Origin of the sequence: Mesorhizobium sp. M0119 (genome assembly GCF_040322615.1) — a bacterium.
In the GTDB taxonomy this organism is placed as follows: domain Bacteria; phylum Pseudomonadota; class Alphaproteobacteria; order Rhizobiales; family Rhizobiaceae; genus Mesorhizobium.
In genome coordinates, this window is sequence record NZ_JAMYTU010000003.1 from 86,147 (window position 1) to 105,634 (window position 19,488).

At 62.1% G+C, this 19,488-nt stretch carries 18 protein-coding genes; 14 read left to right on the forward strand and 4 right to left on the reverse strand.

The window, feature by feature from the left end:
* Window positions 1-100 precede the first annotated feature (100 nt).
* The 5 genes from NKJ40_RS04070 (at window position 101) to NKJ40_RS04090 (ending at window position 6,319) form a co-directional block, all read left to right on the forward strand.
* Window positions 101-1,270, forward strand: coding sequence for an acyl-CoA dehydrogenase family protein (locus NKJ40_RS04070; protein ID WP_352464882.1), 1,170 nt, complete (start codon window positions 101-103; stop codon window positions 1,268-1,270).
* 31 nt (window positions 1,271-1,301) lie between these two features.
* On the forward strand, window positions 1,302-2,510 hold the full coding sequence (locus tag NKJ40_RS04075) for an acetyl-CoA C-acetyltransferase (protein WP_352464883.1): 1,209 nt from the start codon (window positions 1,302-1,304) through the stop codon (window positions 2,508-2,510).
* 12 nt (window positions 2,511-2,522) lie between these two features.
* Window positions 2,523-4,742, forward strand: a complete 2,220-nt coding sequence (locus NKJ40_RS04080) for a 3-hydroxyacyl-CoA dehydrogenase NAD-binding domain-containing protein (protein ID WP_352464884.1) — start codon at window positions 2,523-2,525, stop codon at window positions 4,740-4,742.
* An 81-nt stretch (window positions 4,743-4,823) separates the two neighbouring features.
* Window positions 4,824-5,468, forward strand: a complete 645-nt coding sequence (locus NKJ40_RS04085; RefSeq protein ID WP_292659493.1) for a S24 family peptidase — start codon at window positions 4,824-4,826, stop codon at window positions 5,466-5,468.
* An 11-nt stretch (window positions 5,469-5,479) separates the two neighbouring features.
* Window positions 5,480-6,319: a thermonuclease family protein gene (locus NKJ40_RS04090; protein WP_352464885.1), complete on the forward strand. Its 840-nt coding sequence runs from the start codon at window positions 5,480-5,482 to the stop codon at window positions 6,317-6,319.
* Here NKJ40_RS04090 and NKJ40_RS04095 read toward each other — a convergent pair.
* Window positions 6,282-7,937 carry a lysine--tRNA ligase gene (locus NKJ40_RS04095; RefSeq protein WP_352464886.1) on the reverse strand — a complete coding sequence of 552 codons (1,656 nt, stop codon included), beginning with the start codon at window positions 7,935-7,937 and terminating at the stop codon, window positions 6,282-6,284. The genes NKJ40_RS04090 and NKJ40_RS04095 overlap by 38 nt on opposite strands.
* Before the next feature lie 246 nt (window positions 7,938-8,183).
* Here NKJ40_RS04095 and NKJ40_RS04100 point away from each other — a divergent pair, with 246 nt between their 5' ends.
* The gene (locus NKJ40_RS04100) at window positions 8,184-8,594 is read left to right on the forward strand and encodes a tellurite resistance TerB family protein (RefSeq protein ID WP_352464887.1); all 411 of its coding nucleotides are present in this window, start codon (window positions 8,184-8,186) and stop codon (window positions 8,592-8,594) included.
* A 14-nt stretch (window positions 8,595-8,608) separates the two neighbouring features.
* On the opposite strand, the gene NKJ40_RS04105 is transcribed toward NKJ40_RS04100, so the two are convergent.
* Window positions 8,609-9,460, reverse strand: coding sequence for an ABC transporter substrate-binding protein (locus NKJ40_RS04105; protein ID WP_352464888.1), 852 nt, complete (start codon window positions 9,458-9,460; stop codon window positions 8,609-8,611).
* Window positions 9,461-9,731: 271 nt separating this feature from the next.
* On the opposite strand from NKJ40_RS04105, the gene NKJ40_RS04110 reads away from it, so the two are divergent.
* The 3 genes from NKJ40_RS04110 to NKJ40_RS04120 all read left to right on the forward strand — a co-directional run bounded on the left by NKJ40_RS04110 (window position 9,732) and on the right by NKJ40_RS04120 (window position 11,964).
* Window positions 9,732-10,463: a helix-turn-helix transcriptional regulator gene (locus NKJ40_RS04110; protein WP_023677341.1), complete on the forward strand. Its 732-nt coding sequence runs from the start codon at window positions 9,732-9,734 to the stop codon at window positions 10,461-10,463.
* A 97-nt stretch (window positions 10,464-10,560) separates the two neighbouring features.
* Entirely contained in the window at window positions 10,561-11,199 is a 639-nt protein-coding gene (locus tag NKJ40_RS04115) for an acyl-homoserine-lactone synthase (RefSeq protein ID WP_352464889.1), read from the forward strand.
* Window positions 11,200-11,214: 15 nt separating this feature from the next.
* Window positions 11,215-11,964, forward strand: a complete 750-nt coding sequence (locus NKJ40_RS04120; protein WP_023677343.1) for an enoyl-CoA hydratase-related protein — start codon at window positions 11,215-11,217, stop codon at window positions 11,962-11,964.
* A 24-nt stretch (window positions 11,965-11,988) separates the two neighbouring features.
* Here NKJ40_RS04120 and ppk2 read toward each other — a convergent pair whose 3' ends face one another.
* On the reverse strand, window positions 11,989-12,891 hold the full coding sequence (gene ppk2 / locus NKJ40_RS04125) for a polyphosphate kinase 2 (protein ID WP_352464890.1): 903 nt from the start codon (window positions 12,889-12,891) through the stop codon (window positions 11,989-11,991).
* A gap of 197 nt (window positions 12,892-13,088) precedes the next feature.
* Between ppk2 and NKJ40_RS04130 the strand changes: the two genes are divergently transcribed.
* From NKJ40_RS04130 to NKJ40_RS04140, 3 genes are all read left to right on the forward strand, one after another.
* Window positions 13,089-14,354 (forward strand): sensor histidine kinase, encoded by a 1,266-nt coding sequence (locus NKJ40_RS04130; protein ID WP_352465092.1) that lies wholly within the window; start codon window positions 13,089-13,091, stop codon window positions 14,352-14,354.
* A gap of 117 nt (window positions 14,355-14,471) precedes the next feature.
* Window positions 14,472-15,197, forward strand: a complete 726-nt coding sequence (phoU, locus tag NKJ40_RS04135; RefSeq protein ID WP_023677346.1) for a phosphate signaling complex protein PhoU — start codon at window positions 14,472-14,474, stop codon at window positions 15,195-15,197.
* A 116-nt stretch (window positions 15,198-15,313) separates the two neighbouring features.
* Window positions 15,314-16,321, forward strand: a complete 1,008-nt coding sequence (locus NKJ40_RS04140) for a magnesium and cobalt transport protein CorA (protein ID WP_023677347.1) — start codon at window positions 15,314-15,316, stop codon at window positions 16,319-16,321.
* Window positions 16,322-16,447: 126 nt separating this feature from the next.
* Here NKJ40_RS04140 and NKJ40_RS04145 read toward each other — a convergent pair whose 3' ends face one another.
* On the reverse strand, window positions 16,448-16,972 hold the full coding sequence (locus NKJ40_RS04145) for a GcrA family cell cycle regulator (RefSeq protein ID WP_352464891.1): 525 nt from the start codon (window positions 16,970-16,972) through the stop codon (window positions 16,448-16,450).
* A 355-nt stretch (window positions 16,973-17,327) separates the two neighbouring features.
* Between NKJ40_RS04145 and NKJ40_RS04150 the strand changes: the two genes are divergently transcribed.
* Together NKJ40_RS04150 and argF are read left to right on the forward strand one after the other, a co-directional pair.
* Entirely contained in the window at window positions 17,328-18,527 is a 1,200-nt protein-coding gene (locus NKJ40_RS04150; RefSeq protein WP_352464892.1) for an aspartate aminotransferase family protein, read from the forward strand.
* 14 nt (window positions 18,528-18,541) lie between these two features.
* Window positions 18,542-19,453: an ornithine carbamoyltransferase gene (gene argF, locus NKJ40_RS04155; RefSeq protein WP_292659512.1), complete on the forward strand. Its 912-nt coding sequence runs from the start codon at window positions 18,542-18,544 to the stop codon at window positions 19,451-19,453.
* Window positions 19,454-19,488 lie beyond the last annotated feature (35 nt).

The following is a 19,488-nucleotide window of genomic DNA, read 5'->3' on the forward strand; positions in this document are numbered from 1 at the left end:
CTCGAGAGGAGGGTGGCCGCGAAAGCGGCCGGGAGGGGTCGCCACGGCAGCGCGCCAGCCTCAATTCTGGCGGCGTGCTTGGAAGGAGGATCAGAGAAACATGACCAACCCCGCCGAAATCCTTGGCCTTCCCAAGCCCGCCTGGGCGGCGGACGAGGTTGCCATGCTTTACGACATGGCGCACCGCTTCATGTCGGAAGAGATCGCGCCGCGTTATGACGAGTTCGAGAAGAACGAGATGGTCGACCGCGAAAGCTGGCGGAAGGCGGGTGCTGCCGGCCTGCTCTGCGCCTCGATGCCGGAGGAATATGGCGGATCGGGCGGCACCTTCGCGCATGAGAGCGCCATCATCGAGGCGATCGGCCATGTCGGCGTCGACGGGTTCGGCATTGGCCTGCACAATTCGATCGTTGCCCCCTATATCCTCCACTACGGCTCGGAGGAGCAGAAGAAGAAGTGGCTGCCGAGGTTGGCGAGCGGCGAGCTGATCGGCGCCATCGCCATGACCGAGCCGGGTACGGGCTCCGACCTTCAAGGCGTCAAGACGCGCGCCGAAAAGGACGGCAACCGGTACAAGCTCAACGGCTCGAAGACCTTTATCACCAACGGCCAGCTCGCCAATTTCATCATCGTCGTTACCAAGACCGATCCTGAGAAGGGCGCCAAGGGCATCTCGCTGATCGTCGTCGAGACCGACGAGGTGGAGGGTTTCGAGCGCGGCCGCAACCTCGACAAGATCGGTCTCAAGGCCAACGACACGTCGGAACTGTTCTTCAATGACGTGCGTGTGCCGACCTCGAACCTGCTCGGCAACGACGAAGGCCAGGGCTTCGTCCAGTTGATGCAACAATTGCCGCAGGAGCGGCTGCAGATCGGCACCACTGCTATCGCCATGGTCGAGCGGGCTCTGGCGCTTACCATCGACTACGTCAAGGAGCGCAAGGCCTTCGGCAAGGCCATCATCGAATTCCAGAACACCCAGTTCAAGCTTGCCGAATTGAAGACCGAGGCGACCATCGGCCGCGTCTTTTATAATGACTGCGTTGCCCGCCACATTAACGGTGGCCTCGACCCGGTGACGGCCTCGATGGCCAAATACTGGCTGTCAGACCTGCAAGGAAAAGTCGTCGACGAATGCCTTCAATTGCATGGCGGCTATGGCTACATGAATGAATATCCGATTGCGCGCATGTTTCGCGACGCCCGCGTCCAGCGCATCTACGGCGGCACCAACGAGATCATGAAATTGCTGATCGGGCGCTCACTCTGAGCGACTTTCAGCAAACCCAAGGAGCAGGAAAATGGCCGAAGCTTATGTCTATGATGCCGTGCGCACGCCGCGCGGCAGGGGCAAGAAGGATGGCTCGCTGCACGAAGTGCCGGCGGTGCGGCTCGGCGCCAAGGTGCTCGAGGCCATCCGCGACCGCAACGGACTGGACACCGCCGCTGTTGACGACATCATCTTCGGTTGTGTCGATCCGGTTGGCGAGGCGGGTGCGGTCATTCCACGTGCCGCCGCTTTCGAGGCCGGCTACGACACCAAGGCGCCTGGCATGCAGATATCGCGCTTCTGCGCCTCGGGACTGGACGCCATCAATTTCGGCGCCGCCAAGATCGCGCAGGGCGCCGACGAGATCGTCATTGCCGGCGGCGTCGAATCGATGTCGCGCGTCGGCATGGGCGCCTCCGGCGGCGCCTGGTTCATGGATCCATCGGTCGGCCTGCCCGGCTGGTTCGTGCCGCAAGGAATCTCGGCCGACCTGATCGCCACCAAATACGGGTTTTCGCGCGACGACGTCGACGCTTACGCGGTCGAAAGCCAGAAACGTGCCGCCAAGGCGTGGGGCGAGGGCCGCTTCAAGAATTCGGTGATCTCGGTCAAGGACCAGAACGGCCTGACCATTCTCGATCACGACGAGCACATGCGGCCTTCGACCGACATGCAGTCGCTGGCCGCGCTCAATCCGTCCTTTGTCATGCCGGGCGAAATGGGCGGCTTCGACGCCGTCGCCGTGCAGAAGCATCCCGAGGTGGAAGAGGTCAACCACGTCCACCATGCCGGCAACTCGTCCGGCATCGTCGATGGCGCGGCGGCCGTGCTGCTTGGCTCGAAAAAGGCGGGAAAGACGCTCGACCTCAAGCCGCGCGCGCGCATCCGTGCCTTCGCCAACATCGGCTCCGAACCGGTGCTGATGCTGACCGGCCCCGTCGACGTCACCGAGAAGCTGTTGAAGCGGGCGAAGATGAAGCTGTCGGACATCGACCTGTTCGAGCTCAACGAGGCCTTCGCTTCGGTGGTGCTGCGCTACATGCAGGCTTTCGACATCCCGCATGACCGGATCAACGTCAATGGTGGCGCCATCGCCATGGGCCATCCGCTCGGCGCCACCGGTGCGATGATCTTCGGTACGGTGCTGGATGAACTGGAACGCCGCGACCTCAACACCGCGCTGGTGACGCTTTGCATCGGCGCCGGCATGGGCACTGCAACGATCATCGAACGCGTCTGACGGAGAGAGATGATGAGCTACACCAATTTCACCCTCGACATCGACGCCGATGGCATTGCGCTGGTCACCTGGGACATGCCGGACCGTTCGATGAACGTCTTCACCGAGGAGGTGATGCTCGAACTGAACGCCATCGTCGACAAAGTGGCGAGCGATGCAGCGATAAAGGGCGCGGTGATCACCTCCGGCAAGGATACGTTCTCGGGCGGCGCCGACATCACCATGCTGCAGAAGATGCTGGCGACCTTCGCCGCCGACAAGGCGAAGGACCCGGAGAAGGCGACCAAGGCGCTGTTCGACAATGCGGGCACTATGAATGGCCTGTTCCGTAAGCTGGAAACCTCGGGCAAGCCATGGGTTTCGGCGATCAACGGCACCTGCATGGGTGGCGCGTTCGAATTGTCGCTCGCCTGCCATGGCCGTGTCGCGGCCGATTCAGACAAAGTGAGGATGGCGCTTCCCGAAGTGAAGATCGGCATTTTTCCGGGCGCCGGCGGCACCCAGCGCGTGCCACGGCTGACCGACCAGCAGCAGGCGCTGCAAATGCTGACCTCCGGCCAGACGCTGTCGCCGCAGAAGGCCAAGTCGATGGGCCTGATCCATGAGATTGCCGAGCCGCAGATGCTGGTCGAAACCGCCAAGGCGATGATCAAGAACGGCTTGAAACCGGTGGCGCCCTGGGACGAAAAAGGCTTCAAGCTGCCCGGCGCTCCGATCTATTCGATGGCCGGTGCCAATCTGTGGCCGCCGGCCATCGCCATCCTGCGCCGCGAGACCTATGGCAATTATCCCGCCGCTGCCGCCATCCTGAAATGCGTCTACGAGGGCCTGCTGGTGCCGTTCGACACCGCCTTGCGGATCGAGCAACGCTACTTCACCGAGATCATGCAGACCAGGGAAGCGGCGGCGATGATCCGTTCGCTGTTCGTGTCGCTGCAGGAACTGAACAAGGGCGCGCGCCGCCCGGCCGGTGTGCCGGAAACGACGTTCAAGAAGATCGGCGTGCTCGGCGCCGGCTTCATGGGCGCCGGTATCGCCTATGTGACGGCCAAGGCCGGCATTCCGGTGGTGCTGCTCGACCGAGACATGGAGTCTGCCGCCAAGGGCAAGGCGCATTCCGACAACCTGATCTCGGATCAGGTAAAGAAGGGCCGTGCCAAGCCGCAGGACAAGGATCAGTTGCTGTCGCTGATCACGCCGACGGCCGACTATGCGGATCTCGCCGGCTGCGATCTTGTGGTCGAGGCGGTATTCGAGGATTCGGCCGTAAAGAAGGGTGCCACCGAACTGGCCGAGGCTGTACTCAAGCCGTCGGCGATCTTCGCCTCGAATACGTCGACCATACCGATTACATCGCTGGCCAGGAATTCGGCGCGGCCGAAGAATTTCATCGGCATCCACTTCTTCTCGCCGGTCGACAAGATGATGCTGGTCGAGATCATCCTCGGCAAGAAAACCGGCGACAAGGCGCTGGCAACCGCGATCGACTTTGTCCGTGCCATCAAGAAAACGCCGATTGTCGTCAACGATACGCGCGGTTTCTATGTTAATCGCTGCGTGCTGCGCTACATGTCGGAAGCCTACAAGATGCTGATCGAAGGTGTTCCGGCGCCGATGATCGAGAATGCGGCGAAAGCCGCCGGCATGCCGGTCGGTCCCCTGGCGTTGACCGACGAGACGGCGATCGACCTTGCCCAGAAGATCATGAAGCAGACCATGCGCGACCTCGGCGACAAGGCGGTCGATCCGAAGCAGATGGCGCTGATCAACACGATGGTCGACACGCATGGTCGCTTGGGCCGCAAGAACGGCAAGGGCTTTTATGACTATCCGGCAAAACCGGCCAAGAAGAAGCTGTGGCCAGGCCTGAGGGATCTTTACCCGCAGCTGGCGCCGGAGCAGGTCGACTATGAGGAACTGAAGCAGCGGCTGCTGGTCACCATCGCGCTTGAGGCAGTACGGGTGATGGAAGAGGGCATCGTTACCGATCCGCGCGAGGCCGATGTCGGCTCGATCCTGGCCTTCGGCTTCGCGCCCTATACAGGCGGTGCACTGTCCTACATCGACGGCATCGGCGCGAAGAAATTCGTCAAACTCGCCAAGCGCCTGCAGAAGAAATACGGCGCCGAGTTCAAGGCGCCGAAGTTGCTGCTCGACATGGCCGAGAAGGGCGAGACCTTCTACGAGCGCTTCGATCCCTATACCAGGGACGAGGCCAAGGAGGCAGCCTGACGCCGTCTTCGGCGGTGGACAAGATGGCGGCCAAGGGGTAGAACAGGGAAGGTATTTTTTCCTGTTTCGAAGGAGAGCATGGTGCTCTCGCACGACCGCGTTTGGGCCGCCATCGACGCTCTTGCCGAGCGTTATTCGCTTTCGGCCTCCGGACTGGCCAGGCGCGCTGGCCTCGACTCGACCGCCTTCAACAAATCGAAGCGGCTGTCCTCAGATGGGCGGCCGCGCTGGCCGTCGACCGAATCGCTGGCCAAGATCATCGAGGCGACCGGCGCCTCGCTGGATGAATTTGCGGGGCTGGTCGAAGGGCGCGGTAATTCCGGCGCACTGCCCGTGCAGAGATCGTCGGTGCCGCTGCTCGGCTTCGCCCAGGCGGGCGCCGGTGGCTTCTTCGATGACGCCGGGTTTCCGGCGGGGCAGGGATGGGACCTGATCGAGCTTCCGGCACGGGCAACCGAAACCTCCTATGCCTTGAAGGTCCAGGGCGATTCCATGCTGCCGCTTTATCGCAATGGCGATGTCCTGATCGTCGAGCCGGGGGCTACCATACGAAAGGGCGATCGCGTCGTCGTCAAGACCAATGCCGGCGAGGTGATGGCCAAGGTGCTCGACCGCCAGACACCGAAGTCGATCGCGCTGGTCTCCCTCAATCCCGATCACCCGGACCGCGACATCCCCATGCGCGATGTCGAATGGGTGGCGCGGATTGTCTGGGCAAGCCAGTAGGCGCGGGGCCGGTGCGTCTGCCTCAGCTTGCCTTGGCTGTTCTGGCGATCTCGGCGATGGCCACGGCAATTGTCGCCGGCGGCCGCGCCGTCCAGAGCGAAAGCGGCGGCCCCTGGGAGCAAATCCAGGTCGGCGCTGAACCGCAGCCCGCCGCGGCGGCTACGTCGGCCATCCCGAAACCAGTGCCGGCCAAGCAGGCGGCGCATTCGAGGGCAATCGATCCAGAAATCGTGGTGCCGCCGCAGCTCGCTTCCAACGAGCTTGAACGGATAGAGCCGCGCGCCCCGTTAAGCGATCTGGCATTGGCCGGACCGCCCAAGCCGCCAAAAACGAAAATGCCCGACGACTGGAAAGGCACGAAACTATTCCAGCCCGTCGCGTCGGCCGCCGGGGTCATCGAAGCAAAGGGCTATTCGATTGCGGTTTCCGGTATCGACATCGTCAAGCAGGAGGAGACTTGCACCGACGGCGGCGAGTCCTGGAATTGCGGCATCCGGGCGCGAACGGCCTTCCGCGGCTTTCTCCGCAGTCGTGCGGTGGTCTGTGCCGTGCCGCCCGAAGGCGGTCGTGATCTGATCGCCGCCGAGTGCCGGATCGGCAATCAGGATATCGGCCAATGGCTGGTCGAAAATGGCTGGGCGCGCGCCGCCAAGGGCGGCCCTTACCTAGAAGCCGGCGAAAAGGCGCGTGCAGCAAAAAAAGGCGTCTTCGGGCCGGCGCCGAGCGTTTCAGGCCTGCCGCCGCTCCCGGCTGCTGCGTCGCGATCCGCGCCTGTAGCGCCTAGCTCGATCCTGGAGGAGCAAGACGGCATCCTCATGCCGCCAGCTGACCAGCCAGCGCCCGCTGAATGAGCTCGCGCGTTTCGGCGATGCCGTAGAGCGCGGCGAAGGAGCCGAAGCGCGGCCCGCGTTCCTGACCTATCAGCACCTGATAGATCATCTGGAAGAAGGCGACGGAGACACCGGGTCCGCCCTCCGGGCTCTGCTTGGAATGATCCTGGTAGCGCTCGATCTTGCGCGCAACATTGAGGGCAGCGTTCTGGATTGCCTCGCTGTCGGCATCAGCCGGCAGCGCGGCGAGCGCTTCCGAAAGCTTGGTCAGCGCCTCGCGCTCGACCGCGTCGGCAGCACGGTACACTTTCGCCGGCTTCACGAAATCGTCGAAATAGCGGATGGCATATTCGGCCAGCCGGTCGAGCTCGGGATGGGTTGTCGGCGTCACACCCGGCGCGTGGCGCGAAATGAAACCCCACAGCACGTCCCTGTTCTGCGCATTCGAGGCGCTGACCAGGTTGAGCAGCAGCGAGAACGGAACCGGCAGGTCGACTGCCGGGGGATTGCCGTCATGCATGTGCCAGACCGGATTGCCCAGCCGCTCCTTCCAGTCCTGCCTCTGATAGGCAGAGAGGAACGTGTAATATTCGTCTACCGCCTTCGGGATGACGTCGAAATAAAGCTTCTTCGCGGTTCGCGGGCGCTGGAACATATAAAGGCTAAGGCTCTCGGTCGGCGCGTAAGTCAGCCACTCGTCGATGGTCAGCCCATTGCCCTTCGACTTCGAGATCTTCTGGCCGTGCTCATCGAGGAACAGCTCATAATTGAAGCCCTCCGGTGCCGGAGCATCGAGCGCGCGGCAAATCTGCCCGGCGAGCTTGACGGAATCGATCAGATCCTTGCCGGACATCTCGTAATCGACGCCGAGTGCTGCCCAGCGCATCGCCCAATCTGGCTTCCATTGCAGCTTGGCATGACCGCCGGTCACCGGCGTCTCGAAGCGCTCGCCGGTGTCCGGGTCGCGCCACACGATGGTGCCGGCGTCGAGCTTGCGCTCGTCGATCGCGACTTGCATGACGATGCCGGTCTTGGGATGGATCGGCAGGAAGGGCGAATAGCTCAGCGCCCGCTCCTCGCGCAGCGACGGCAGCATGATTGCCATCACCTTATCGAAGCGTTCGAGCATCTTGAGCAGCGTCGCGTCGAAGCGGCCGGAAGTATAATAGTCGGTCGAGGAAGCGAATTCGTAATCGAAGCCGAAACGGTCGAGGAAAGCGCGCAGCCGTGCGTTATTGGCGGCGCCGAAGGACGGATAATCATTTGAGAAAGGGTCCGGTATCCTGGTCAGCGGCTTGCCGAGATAGGCGCGCAGCATGTCCTTGTTAGGCACATTGTCCGGCACCTTGCGCAATCCGTCCATGTCGTCGGAGAAGCACAGCAGCCGCGTCTTGACCTTGTCTTCAGTCAGCACGCGGAAGGCGTGGCGCACCATAGATGTGCGCGCCACCTCGCCGAACGTGCCGATGTGCGGCAGGCCGGACGGGCCGTAGCCGGTCTCGAACAGCACCGTTTCCGGGTAGCCGCTGCTCGCGTAGCGGGCGACGATCTTTTTCGCTTCCTCGAATGGCCACGCCTTGCTTTCGGCGGCGGCGGCGAGGACTTCCGGGCTGAGATCGATCGGCTGTTGTTCGGCCATGATGCTATTCCTGCAACTTTGCCAGCATCCATGCCGGCAGCCGCATGCTCTAGACCATGATCCCGAAAAGTGGAACCCGGTTTTCGGGCAGGACCGTGATCAGGCAAGAAGACTAAGAGCCCCGCTCCCGATAGTCAGGATGGATGAAGTTCCAAAGCGTGACCGGAGCGCCAACGATCGCGGCTGTTTTTCCTTGCGGCGCCGGTCCCTCGTTCCTAACTTCGGGACCATCGCAAGGAGTTGTAAATGCCATTGTCGCCACACGAAGCCATGATCTACCTGATGGTCATCACCTCGGCGTCAGATCGCGACATGACCGACGTCGAACTGGCGCGGATCGGCGACGTCGTTCGATCCTGGCCGGTGTTTGAGGATTTCAACCAGGAGCGGCTGGTCGAGGTCGCCCAGGCCTGCCAGAAAATGCTGCAGGAAAGGGACGGGCTGGAGGGCGTCCTGGCGCGTGTCGCCGAGGCGCTGCCCGAACGCCTGCGTGACACCGCCTATGCCGCCGCCTTCGAGGTCGCAGCTGTCGATCTCGAAATGCGCCTGGAGGAGGTGCGCGTCCTGCAGCTCGTCCGCCGGGAACTCGACCTCGATGCGCTGACGGTCGCCGCCATTGCGCGAGCCGCCAAGGCCCGTCTTCGCACGCTGACCTGAGCCGGCGGCCAAGCTCAGAAAAAACTGACGGGAAAATAGCGCAGATAGAACTCGGCGAACGTGCCTTTCACCGAGATTTCCTGCAGCGCGTAGTCGAAAGCGGCGGCCAGTGCCGGATCGTCGGCCCTGGTGGCGATTGCCATGCCTGAGCCGAGATATTCGGGCGCCAGATAGGGGCCGCCGGCAAAGCGGCAGCAGCCCGCTGCATCCGAACCGCCGAGCCAGAAGGCGAAACGCATGCCGTCGCCGAAGGCGGCGTCGATCTTGCCGGCTTTCAGCTCGCCATAAAGCTCCTCCGGCTTTGCGAAGGGGACGATTTGGACGTCGCGGAAATAATCGCGCAGCATCCGCTCGTGCGCGGAGCCGGCGATCACGCCGACACTCTTGCTGCGCAGCTTGTCGAACATTGGTTCGGTCAGCGCCTGTGTCTTCAGCATGATGAAGCGTGCCGGAAATTGCAGGTAGGAGCGTGAAAATGCGTATTTCGACCGCGACTCCGGCGTCGCGGCGATGCCGGCAATGATCGCTTCGCCCTCGCCTTTCCCGAGCGCGCCTTCGAGCTCGGCCCAGGGCAGCGCCTGGATCTGGCATTTTTCGGCAATGCCGAGCTCGGCGCAGATGGCGCGCGCCAGGTCGACATGGAAGCCCGACAGCCGGCCTGCCCCATCGAGGAAATTGAACGGCGGGAAATCCGTGGTGGTCAGGAATCGCAGCCGCGGCAGCATCGAAAGGTCCGGCTTTGGCAGCCGCTCCTTGGCGTCCCAAAACACCGGCACCTGCGGCTCCGCGGCGAGCGCAGCAGCCGCAAGCGATTGCGCTCCGATCAATATCGAGATCAATGAAATGGATATGCGCCGAAACGCCACGCGACGACTCCGTCCGGTCTTGCCCCGGCTTTCGTACGAAATAACACAGGTTTTTGTACGAAAAAAACACAGGCACAACGGTTTTTGGTTTCATCATTGCAATTTAGGGATATTGTTTAGTGAGTTTGCAAGTGACTGCGTGATGCCGGCTGAAGAGGAGCAGTAGGACGCACAGGGGAAGCAGCTTTGCAGTCCGGGGTTGATGGCGTGGTGCGGGTTGATCACTGCCATTGGCCTCAAGAGCGGAAGGCAACATGGGGTAGATGTTGCGATGGGTCATTTCGATCGTACCCTGGAGCTGATAGATCAGTTGCAGCACGCCGGCACAGCGGCCGCCGTCTGCGAAAAGCTGCTGGGGGTAACAAGCGGGTTCGGGCTGACGGCACTGATGGCCGGGACGGTTCCGCAACCTGGCACGCCGAGAAACCAGCAAAAGGACCATGTGCTGCTCTGCGACTGGCCGGCTGAATGGCTTGAGCGCTACGTCGCGCGTAATTACGTCGATCACGACCCCGTCGTCAGTCACATGAAGCAGCTTCAGGCGCCATTCCAGTGGCGGGAAGCGTCTCAGGGCATCCGTATCGGCAAGAGCGGCGGCGAGGTGATGGGCGACGCCGGCGAATTCAAGCTGCGCGACGGGTTGGCCTTCCCGCTAATCACGCTCGATGGCCAGATCGTCATGGTGTCGCTAGGCGGCGAGGCTGTCGAATTGTCGAGCGCCGAGTTCGGGTTGGTGTCGCTGGTCTCGACGTATGCGATTGGCCGCGCAATGCAGCTCCACACCATGGCGGGCAAAACCATCGATCATGTCGAATTAACGCCGCGTGAGCGCGAATGCCTGCAATGGGCCGCTGTTGGCAAGTCCGAATGGGAGATTTCACAAATTCTCGGCATTTCGGAACACACGTCAGAGAAACACCTTCTTAACGCCAAAAGCAAACTCGGTGCCGTCAACCGGGTCCAGGCCGTCGCGGAAGCGATAAGGCGCGGCTATATTAACTAGGTCGGCCGCGCCGGCCTAGAAATTCTTGCTTGCGTGATCGCGTAATTTTTTTGGGAAAGCACGGCCGTATCTTCCTATTGAAACAGGAGACGGCAAAATGTTTTTTTCCCTCACGACCCAGGAATTGATGGAACGGCCCGATCTCTGGGAGGCAGTTCATCGTTTGCGTTACAAGATTTTCGTCGAAGAGATGGGATGGACCGATCTGCAGCGCCCCGATGGCCTCGAGATCGATCAATTCGACCACGACGAGGCAGTGCACCAGATCGTCATCCGCAATGGCGAGCTCGCCGGTTATCAGCGGATGTTGCCGACGACCCGGGCACATCTTCTAACCGACGTGCTGGCGGACCTTTATGAGGGAACCCCACCTTCGGGCCCGAATGTCTATGAACTGACCCGCTATGCGGTTGCGCCGGGGTTCCGCGACGGCCGGCGCGGCGTGTCGACGGTGGGCACGGAGCTGATCGCCGGCTTCGTCGAGTGGGGCCTGAAGCGCAACGTCAACCAGGTGATCATCGAATTCGAGCCGATGTGGGTGCTTCGCGCGCTGCAGCTGCATTTCCTGGCAACGCCGCTCGGTTACCAGCGTACCTACGGCAACCAGCAGGTGGTTGCCACACTGCTCACCTTCAACGAGCACACGCTCGACGTGGTGCGTTCGCGCCGCAACCACTTTGCGCCGGTGCTGGCCAGAGGGTACCCGGACATGCTCGGACAGAGACGCGCCTCGTGAGATTGGAGAGAGGCCATGAACGTTCACTCAAAAGCAGAATTCCGCAATCACACGCTGATCGTCACGGTGTCGTCGGGTGACGGCCGCCCGGTGCTGGACAGGCGGGCCTATGAAAGCCTGGCCAGGACATTCCACGAAGCCGCCGTTGACGACGACGTCCGCGTTGTGGTCCTGCGCGGCCTGGCCGGGTGCTTCTGCCTCGGTGCCGACTTTTCCGAATTTCTCGACGCCACCAAACATCGGCGACTGATCGCCGCCGTCACCGATATGTTCCGCACGCTGGCGACGTTCCCGAAACCGGTCCTTGCCTGTGTCGACGGCGACGCCGTCGGCGTCGGCTGCACCATCCTGTTCCACTGCGACATGGTGATCGCCTCGAGCAAGAGCACGTTTCGGGTGCCGTTCGTCGATTTCGGCCTGGTGCCGGACGCGGCGACCAGCATTCTGGCGCCGCAGAAGCTCGGCTATGCCGGGGCGTTCCGCTTCTTCTGCCTGGGCGACACGCTCGCCGCCGAAGATGCCAGGGCACTGGGCCTTGTCGGCGAGATCGTGACGGACGGCAGCGTCGAGGAAGCCACGCTGGCAAGAGCCAGGCAGCTCGCCAAGAAGCCTGTCGCGGCGCTGCTGCAGACGCGCGACCTGCTCAGGGGGGACACCGGCGCGCTCTGCGACCGCATCGACCAGGAAATCTCGCTTTTCCAGCAGGCGCTGCAGGACGACACCACGCTGAAGCGACTGCAGCGGATAGCCCGGCTGGCGGCATGAAAGCCGCGTATCGATGAGGTGAGCTTATTTTTCGAGGAAAGTCGGCCCTTCGCCGATGATCTTCTTGTCCTCCTTGCCGATGACGTCGAGGTCGCGGCCGTCATAGGGAAGCGAAAGGAGAATGCGCTGCATGACGGCCAGCCGCGCGCGCCGTTTGTCGTTCGCCCGCACAATGATCCAGGGCGCGAACTCCTTGTGCGTGCGTTCGACCATCAGGTCGCGCGCCTTGGTGTAGTCGTCCCATTTGGTGATGCCGGCGACGTCGATCGGCGAAAACTTCCAGCTCTTCAGCGGGCTCCAGCGACGGTCGTGGAACCGCTCGAGCTGCGTTTCCCGGCCGACGTTCAGCCAGAATTTGAAGAAATGTATGCCCTCGTTGCGGATCATCCGCTCGAAATGCGGAACCTCGTCCAGAAATTGCTCGTGCTGCTCGGGCGTGCAGAATCCCATCACCGGTTCAACGCCGGCGCGGTTGTACCAGGAGCGGTCGAAGGTGACGAATTCGCCCGACGTCGGGAAGTGGTCGACGTAGCGCTGGAAGTACCATTGTCCAAGCTCGGTGGGTGTTGGCTTGGTCAGCGCCACGTTGCGCGCCGTGCGAGGGTTCAGATACTGGCGCAAAACGAAGATTGTGCCGCCCTTGCCGGCAGCGTCGCGCCCCTCGAACAGCGACATTACCCGCTTGCCTGTCGACTGTAGCCACGCCTGCGCCTTGACCAGCTCGATCTGCAGCTTCTCTAGCCTCTCGTCGTACTCCTCGCTCTTCATCTTCTTGTCGTAGGGATAGCCGCCGGCGGTCAGCTTGCGGTCCTCGACCCAGTCGGGAAGCGTGGGGGCCTCGATGTCGAACTCCCGCTCCTTGCCGTCGATCATGATCTTCAGCGGCCCCGATGAGGGTGCGGCGGGGATTTCCCTGGCGTTTTTCATCGAGACGAACCTTTCCAGCTTCCGGACTCATGCTATTGGGAGCCTTACTGCATCGGCCCGAAAATCGGAATCGATTTTCGGAAAGAACGATGCAGCATATAAAGTGGTAGAGCGTCCTTTGTGCGTCCAATTGGACGCACTGTGCTCTAGCGCCGGTCCAGCAGGAAGTTCTTGAAATGGCCGCAGACGGAGCGCAAATGGCCGACATCGGCACAGAGCGGAAAGGCAGGGCGCAAGCCGTCGCCATGCGGCTGTGGAACAGCCGCTGGCTGCTGGCGGCCGGCTTCGTTGCGGTGCTGATGGTGTATGGTTTTGCCGGCATGTCCGGCTATGTGGTGCTCCTGGCAGGCGTCGTGCTGGTTGCCGCTGCGATGCTGCCGGCCGGCGTCGCGCGTCAATCGACCGAAAATGCCGCGGCCATCGAGGCGAGCGGTCTGCAACGGCTTTCCGGCGAATATCTCGCGGCGGCGGTTGCCGATCCGCTGATCATTTTCGATCGCTCCGCCGCCATCGTCCACGCCAACGCCGCCGCCTTTGCCGCCTTTGGCGGAATTGCCCCCGGCATGTCGCTGTCGCTGAAATTCCGCGCGCCGGAAATGCAGGCCTTGCTGGATAGTATCTTGGCGGGCAACGTCGCTTCGGACAGCGTCGACTACATAGAAAAGCTGCCGGTCGAACGAGCCTACCGGGTGAGCGCGTCTTCTGTCGGCCATGCCACGGATCTCTACGTGCTGGTGTTCAAGGACCAGAGTGAGGCGCGCCGGATCGACAGAATGCGCGCCGATTTCATTGCCAATGCCAGCCACGAGCTGCGCACGCCTCTCGCCTCGATCGCCGGCTTCATCGAGACGCTGCGCGGGCCGGCCCGCAACGATCCCGCGGCGCGCGAGCAGTTCCTGCAGATCATGCAGAACCAGACCAGCCGCATGGCGCGCCTCATCGACGACCTTCTGTCGCTGTCGCGCCTGGAGATGAAACCCTATCTCAAGCCGGGAACCGAGGTCGACCTGCGCCAGGCCATCGACAGCGTCATCGATTCGCTTGGGCCGCTCGCAAAGGAAAACGGCGTCGTCATCGAGCGTGATTTCGCAGAAGGGCCGCTCGACGTGCCCGGCGATCGGGACGAGCTTTTCCAGGTCTTCGAAAATCTGCTGGAAAACGCCTGCAAATACGGTCAGTCGGGCGGACGCGTCGTGGTGTCGATCATGCGCAGCGATAGCGATCCCGAACCGGGCATCGACGTCACCATCAGGGATTTCGGCCCCGGCATCCCCGAAGAACACATCCCGCGCATCACCGAGCGGTTCTACCGCGTCGACGTCGAGAACAGCCGGACCCAAAAGGGCACCGGCCTTGGCCTGTCCATCGTCAAGCATATCCTGACGCGCCACAACGCCAGGCTCTCCATCAGGTCGGAGGTCGGCAAGGGCGCTGCGTTCACGGTCCATTTGCCGGCTCGCTGACGCGGTACTATCTCTAGCACATAATGGGCCGTTTCTTTTTTCTGTCATCCGGCTAGCGTATCAGCGGGGATTCGAGGGAACGACTCAACCAGAAAATCCCGGGAAGGCATTTCGTCCATGCAGTCCGTGCATATCGTCAGCGCCTATGACGAGGAGCTGAAATATCTGTCGAAGCGCATCGCGGCGATGGGCGGGCATGCCGAGCGCATGGTCGAGCAGGCAGTCGCGGCGCTGGTCAATGCGGATCCGGGACTTGCCCAGAAAGTCATTCGAGACGACCTGGTTCTGGATGAGGGGCAACGCGAGATCGACGACAAGGCGATCATCATCATCGCCAAGCGCCAGCCGATGGCGACGGATCTGCGCGAGATCGTAGGCGCGATCCGCATCTCGGCGGACCTCGAACGGGTAGGCGACCTCGGCAAGAACGTCGCCAAGCGGGTGGTTGCCGTCGCAGACGGGCGCCAGCCGAACAGCCTGTTCCGCGGCCTCGAGGCTTTGGCCAATCTGGCACTGACCCAGCTCAAGGAAGTACTCGACGTCTACGCATCGCGGTCGGTGGAAAAAATCGGTTTCGTACGCGACCGCGACGACCAGATCGATGCCATGTACACCTCGCTGTTTCGCGAGTTGCTGACCTACATGATGGAAGACCCACGCAACATCACGCCCTGCACACATCTCCTGTTTTGCGCCAAGAACATCGAGCGCATCGGCGACCACGCCACCAACATCGCCGAGACGATCTACTATATCGTCACCGGCGATCAGATGCCGGCCGATCGTCCGAAGGGCGACAAGACGGACAAGATTATTCTTCCCGCAACGCAACCAGCGAAGTGAGTTCTCTCAGCAATGATGCGAATTTCGGATTCGCCACCTGAGAGACAATTGCGCTAAGCTTTCGACGCGCCGACTTCTCAGTTCCGCGACGAAGGCCCCGCCTTCAGGAGGCTGCGATGGAATACGTCCGCGAGTTTGCTCCTGCGCCGCCGATGTCAGGCATAATCGCCTGCGGTGTCTATACGGCTGGGCGGCGCATCGCCGACATTCCGATCGAGGAAGCCGGTGAATGGGCCGGGAAGCCAGGCCACGTAGTCTGGATCGGACTGCTGGAGCCCGACCGCAATTTGTTGCTGCGCGTCCAGGCGCAATTCCATCTGCATGAGCTGGCGATCGAGGACGCCGAGCATCCGCACCAGCGACCGAAGATCGAGCAATATGGTGATGCCCTGTTCATCGTTGCCCGCACGGCGCAGCTGATCGACAGCCGTGTCACTTTCGGCGAGACGCATCTGTTCGTCGGCGCCGGCTACATCGTCAGCGTCAGGCATGGCCCGTCGACCTCCTACGCCGCCGTTCGCCAGCATTGGGAAAGCTGCCCGCATTCCCTTGCCAAGGGCGAGGATTTCGTCCTCTACGCCATTCTCGATTTCATCGTCGACAACTACATGCCGGTGCTCGAGCAGATCGAAAACGAGGTCGAGGCGATCGAGGACAAGGTTCTGCTGAAACCGATGACCGGCTCCGATATCGAACGGCTTTATATGCTGCGCCGCGATCTCTTGCGCCTGCGTAATGCGGCCCTGCCGCTGGTGGAGGTCTGCCGGCGGCTCACCAGCGCCGATCTGCCGCAAATCCACACAGCCATGCACCCGCTGTTTCGCGACGTCACCGACCACATCCGCACTGTCCAGGAAAAGATCGACAGCCTGCGTGAGGTTCTCGCCTTCGCCTTCGAGGCGAGCCTTCTGGTCGGTCAAAGCCAGGAGACGGCGATCTCCAAGAAGCTTGCCTCATGGGCTGCCATCTTGGCCGTGCCGACGGCATTCGCCGGCATTTACGGCATGAATTTCAGCGACATGCCGGAACTGAGGATGGAGTATGGCTACCCGGCCGTCCTGGCGGCAATTGCCCTGATCTGCACGTTTCTCTACTGGCGGTTTCGCAAGAATGGGTGGCTTTGAAGAGAGGGGAGTAAGAGAGTAGGGCAGTAAGGGAGTAGGGCAGTATGTAGTAAGTTGCCAAGGGTGCACTCGCAAAGCCCTAATCCTTACCTACTCCCTTACTCCCTTACTTCCCTATTCCCTTAACTATCTGCTCCGCCGCCGCTCGGATGCCGGCTGAAACGCCACGCGGGCATGGTACTTGCAGTAGGGCCCGGTTTCGGCGGCGTCGTTGCCGCAGAAATGGAAGTCTTCCGAAAGCGGATCGCCATTCGGCCATTTGCAGGTGCGCTCGTTCAGCTCGACGAGTTGCAGATGCCGCGAGATCGGCACGACGACGTTCTCGACCGGGCGGATATAGTGGCGCGCCACCGGTTCGGCATCGAACTGCGCCTTGAGCGCGGTCGCACCGATCGACATCGACGTGGTGGCATGGCGCGTGGCGCTTGCTGCCCGCGACACCGATTTCTGGATCGTCGATCCCTGTACCGTCTTCTTCTGGCGTGCCGGTGAGGCGGTCGTGCGTCCGCGACCGGACAGTTTCAGCCGGTGCACTTTGCCGATGACCGCATTGCGGCTGACCCCGCCAAGCTGTGCGGCGATCTGGCTGGCGCTGAGGCCCTCCGACCACAATTTTTTGAGAAGTTCGACTCGCTCGTCAGTCCAGTTCATGAGACCGCGCTCCTGCTGAAACGTGCGGCAATCGGAATCCATTCCCGACCCGGCTTCTGCCGGGCAGACACCACATATATCGGGTGATTAGGTCCGCCGCACGAAATCTAGTTATTTCTCTACTACAATTACCTTATGCGCTGACTCGGTGACAAGAGTCCCAAGGCCAACACGAATCGGTTTTTTCGGTTTTCCCCAACTTGCCCGGTCGCTTATGAGCCGGCGTTGTGCTGGAGGGCTTGCCGCACGTCCTTGCGCGACCTTTTCGTTGACTTCACGGCCGAAAAACACGATAAGCCACAAGGGCCGCCGCTTTGGCGGCTTTTTGATTTTTCCGGTTCCGGAGACGCATATAATGAGCGGTTCGGCGCTTTTCGAGACCTTTGTTCGCGCACCCCTGGCTTTCGACCACGGTGAAGGCACCTGGCTGGTCACTGATAAGGGCGAGCGATATCTCGATTTCGCCGGCGGGATCGCCGTGAATTCATTGGGCTACAGCCATCCGCATCTGGTCGCGGCCCTCACCGAGCAGGCCGCCAAGCTCTGGCATGTCTCCAATCTGTACGAGATTCCGGGACAGAGCCGGCTCGGCGAGCGGCTGGCCGACGCCAGCTTCGCCGACAAGGTGTTCTTCACCAATTCCGGCGCAGAGGCGCTCGAATGCGCCATCAAGACGGCGCGGCGCTACCACTTCGTCAAGGGCCATCCCGAGCGCTACCGCACAATCACCTTCGAAGGCGCTTTCCACGGCCGCACCCTGGCCACCATCGCCGCCGGCGGCCAGTACAAATACCTGGAAGGTTTCGGCCCCAAGGTCGACGGCTTCGACCAGGTCGGTTTCGACGATATGGATGCCGCCGAAAAGGCGATCACGCCTGAGACCGCGGCGATCCTGATCGAGCCGGTGCAGGGCGAGGGCGGCATCAGGCAAGTGCCGACGCAATCGCTGAAGCGCCTCAGACAGCTCTGCGACCAGCACGGGCTGCTCCTGATTTTCGACGAGGTCCAATGCGGCGTCGGCCGCACCGGAAAGCTGTTCGCGCATGAGTGGGCGGGTATCACACCCGACCTCATGGCGGTGGCCAAGGGCATCGGCGGCGGCTTCCCGATGGGTGCCTGCCTCGCCACCGACGAGGCAGCGGTCGGCATGACCGCCGGCGTGCACGGCACCACTTTCGGTGGCAATCCGCTGGCGATGGCGGTCGGCAACGCCGTGCTCGACGTGGTGCTGGAAGAGGGCTTTCTCGAGGACGTCCGGCGCAAGGCGCTGCTGTTGAAGCAGGGGCTTGCCGGTGTCGCCGACGAATTTCCGGATGTTATCGAAAGCATCAGGGGCACCGGCCTGATGCTCGGGCTTAAATGCGCGATGCCCAACACCAAGGTCACGGTGGCACTGCGCGACCAGCATCTCTTGACGGTTCCGGCCGGCGACAATGTTATCCGCCTGCTGCCGCCTCTCACCGTCACCGATGCCGAGATCCACGAGGCGCTCGAGCGCATTCGTGCCGGCGCCAAGAGCCTGGCGGATGCCATCGTCGCTGCCGCCGCGAAGTAATCCTGGAATTCCTGATGTCCCTTCGCCATTTCACCGATCTTTCCGCCGTTTCCGAAGGCGATCTGCGCTTCATGCTCGACGACGCAGCTGTGCGAAAGGCAAGACTCAAGGCCGGCGAACGCAGCAAGCCGCTCGAAGGCAAGGTGCTGGCCATGATCTTCGACAAGCCGTCGACGCGCACGCGCGTGTCGTTCGATGTCGGTATGCGGCAATTGGGTGGCGAGACGATCATGCTGACCGGCACCGAGATGCAGCTTGGCCGCTCGGAGACCATTGCCGACACGGCCAAGGTGCTGTCGCGCTATGTCGATGCCATCATGATCCGCACCACCTCGCATGACCGGCTGCTGGAACTGACGGAAAACGCTACGGTCCCCGTCATCAACGGGCTGACCGACGAGACCCATCCCTGCCAGCTGATGGCCGACATCATGACCTTCGAAGAGCATCGCGGTCCGGTGGCCGGCAAGACGATCGCCTGGACTGGCGACGGCAACAACGTGCTGCATTCGCTGCTGGAGGCTTCTGCGCGGTTCCGCTTCAAGCTGAACGTCGCCGTGCCCGAGGGCAGCGAACCGGCTCAGAAGCATGTCGACTGGTCGAAAGCCAATGGCGGCAAGCTGAAATTCACCCGTTCGCCCGAGGAGGCCGTTCACGAGGCCGACTGCATCGTCACCGACTGCTGGGTGTCGATGGGCCAGGAGCACCGTGCCCGCGGCCACAATGTCTTCTTGCCCTATCAGGTCAATGCGGCACTGATGGCGAAAGCCAAGCCGGACGCGCTGTTCATGCACTGTCTGCCGGCGCATCGCGGTGAGGAGGTTACCGACGAGGTGATCGACGGACCGCATTCGGTGGTGTTCGATGAGGCCGAGAACCGGCTCCATGCCCAGAAGGCGGTCTTGGCCTGGTGCCTGGGCGCTTGATACGGACCGCGGTGATCCGGGCCGGCCTGATCCGC